The organism is Aeromonas sp. QDB25 (genome assembly GCF_027707725.1).
Classification (GTDB): domain Bacteria; phylum Pseudomonadota; class Gammaproteobacteria; order Enterobacterales; family Aeromonadaceae; genus Aeromonas; species Aeromonas caviae.
Window position 1 is genome coordinate 1 of the sequence record NZ_JAPCIZ010000166.1, and the last position, 2,740, is coordinate 2,740.

The window sequence follows — 2,740 nt, forward strand, 5'->3', positions numbered from 1 at the left end:
AATCAGGCCGCCCGATGAAGCAGGAACCCGGTACTGCGCGAGCAGCTATCACCCAGTAATGGGAATCCCCCTCCTGTGACGCGAAGCGCTAAGGTGGGGGAGGATGTCAACAAGGTTTCCGGATCTACCTTAGGCCATCGGCACATCAACCGATCATCACGACCGAACTCTGGTCTGACAGAGAGTGCTTACACCTGAGGAAAGAACAATGAAAAAGACAGCATTGACGATGGCCATCTCCAGCCTGCTGCTGGCCGGTGGTGCACAGGCCGCCAACGTTTACGATCAGAATGGTACCAAACTGGACATCGGCGGCCGCGTCAACGGCATGTACTACGGCACCGATGACAACGCCACCGAAGGCGATGCCAGCTACCTGCGTCTGCACATCGCAGGTGAAACCAAGGTTGACGAGGATCTGACCGCGTTCGGCTTCGCCGAGTACAACCTGCCGGTCTCCGGTTCTGACAACGACGAGCTGCGTTACGCCTATGCGGGCATCAAGCACGATCGCTTCGGTGCCTTCAGCTACGGCCGCCAGGACGGTCTGTTCACCAAGGCGGTGAACAACTACACCGACGTGCTGCCGGAGTGGGGTGGTGATGGTCTGGGCAAGGACACCGAGGTGTTCGGCACCGGTCGTACCAACGGCCTGGCCCAGTACATGTACAACTGGCAGGGGCTGACCCTGGGTGCCCAGTTCACCGGCAACAACGACCCGCAGAACGCGAGCCGCAGCGAGCGCGTCGGCCCGAACAGCACCTGGAGCCCGAAAGGTTCTTCCGAGGGGTATGCCCTCTCTGCCAACTATGACTTCAACATGGGCCTGAGCCTGGGTGCCGCCTACAACCAGGCTGGCAAGACCGACGAGCAGGCCGAGAACGTGAGCTTCGGCGGCGACAACGACGCCAAGCTGTTCGGGGTGGGCGCCAAGTATGCCGTCGGCAACCTCTACATGGCCGCCACCTACTCCCACGGTGAAGATCACCTCTTCGTGGACACCGGCTCCATGCGCGGTTACGCCGAGAAGATGGATGGCTACGAAGCGGTCGTGCAGTACAACATCACGCCGAAGTTCAAGCCCTCTCTGGCCTACCTGCGTACCGACGTGAAGGACAGCGCTCACGGCATCGATGACACCGCGACCGAATACGTCTCCGTGGGTGCCTGGTACAACTTCACCGACAACTTCAATGCCTACGTGGACTACAAGATCAACCTGCTGGACGAAGTGGGTTCCACCGGCAAGAACAGCCTGAACAAGTCCACCGACGACATCGTCGCCGTGGCCCTGCAGTACAACTTCTAAGTCGTCCCAGACGCACTGCACATCCCAGGACCGGCCCATGTGGCCGGTCTTTTCGTTGCTGGCGGACCGCGCTGGATGACAAGAGCGGCACGCCGGGGTTCAGCAATGGCCCCGTGTGGTCGATACCCTTGTTGTCGGGGCCGGTGCGTGGCTGTGCTTGCCATGAGGCAGTGATGGGGCGATGATCACGCCCCGTGGTCAAGATCCTATCTTTCCTCGACGCTTTTCATTATTTCTATATAGGCTTGCGTTGTCCCGACAGGGAAAGCGGGGCTGGTTGGCATGTCGCAGCTCCGGTGCGGGGCAATTTCGGGAAATGGACGTAAGGGCGTTATATGGCGAGCATATTGGATTCAGTGGATCAACGTACCCAGCTTGTAGGGGAGAATCGCCTGGAACTGCTGATGTTCCGTTTGGGTGCCCAGCAACTGTTTGCGATCAACGTCTTCAAGGTGCGGGAAGTGGTCAAGCTGCCCCATCTGAACAAGATGCCGGGGTCCCACCACAACATCAGCGGCGTCGCCAACATTCGCGGCGTCTCCATCCCCGTCATCAACCTGCGCGGTGCCATCGGGATGCGTCCCATGGTCATCGATCAGGAGTCCAACCTCATCATCACCGAGTACAACCGCACCATTCAGGGATTCCTGGTGGGGCAGGTGGCCCACATCGTCAACATGACCTGGAAGGACATACTGCCGCCGCCCCGTTCGGCGGGTCGTGCCAACTACCTCACCGCCATTACCCGCATCCCGGAAGGGGGGGGCGACCAGATTGTCGAGATCATCGACGTGGAGAAGGTGCTGGCGGAGATCATCACCTATGACGTGCGCATCTCGTCCGAGGTGCTGGACGAGGAGATCCTGCCCCAGATGCAGGGACGCCGGGTGCTCATCGTCGATGACTCCAGCACGGCCCGCAACCAGGTGCGCGAGACCCTCGCCCAGCTCGGGCTCGAGGTCATCGAGTGCCAGGACGGCTTGCAGGCCCTCAAGTTGCTCAAGGGGTGGTGCGATGCGGGCAAGAAGGTGACCGACGAGATCATGCTGATGATCACGGACGCCGAGATGCCGGAGATGGATGGTTATCGCCTGACTCACGAGGTGCGCAGCGATCCGCGCATGTCCGATCTCTTCATCACCCTCAATACCTCCCTGAGCGGCAACTTCAACGAGGCCATGGTCAAGAAGGTGGGGTGTGATCGCTTCATCTCCAAATTCCAGCCCGACTTGCTGGTGGACGTGGCACAGCAGCGGATGCGGCAGATCCTGGGCCGTTGAACCCGGCACGCCGAACCATGAAAAAGCCCCCGCCATGCGGGCAATGCTGTTCACTTAAGCGGAGCCGCATTGCGATTTACCGGAAAACGGGTCTTTGATATCTTCACCGCCCTGGGTCTCGATGGCCTGGGGCGTTTTTCTATGAACATGA

At 60.0% G+C, this 2,740-nt stretch carries 2 protein-coding genes; both read left to right on the forward strand.

The window, feature by feature from the left end; translation table 11 throughout:
• The first annotated feature begins 208 nt into the window (after nucleotides 1–208).
• Nucleotides 209–1,309, forward strand: a complete 1,101-nt coding sequence (locus tag PG883_RS23060; RefSeq protein ID WP_039040188.1) for a porin — start codon at nucleotides 209–211, stop codon at nucleotides 1,307–1,309.
• A gap of 335 nt (nucleotides 1,310–1,644) precedes the next feature.
• Nucleotides 1,645–2,589, forward strand: a complete 945-nt coding sequence (locus PG883_RS23065) for a chemotaxis protein CheV (RefSeq protein WP_270808390.1) — start codon at nucleotides 1,645–1,647, stop codon at nucleotides 2,587–2,589.
• The last annotated feature ends 151 nt before the right edge of the window (nucleotides 2,590–2,740 follow it).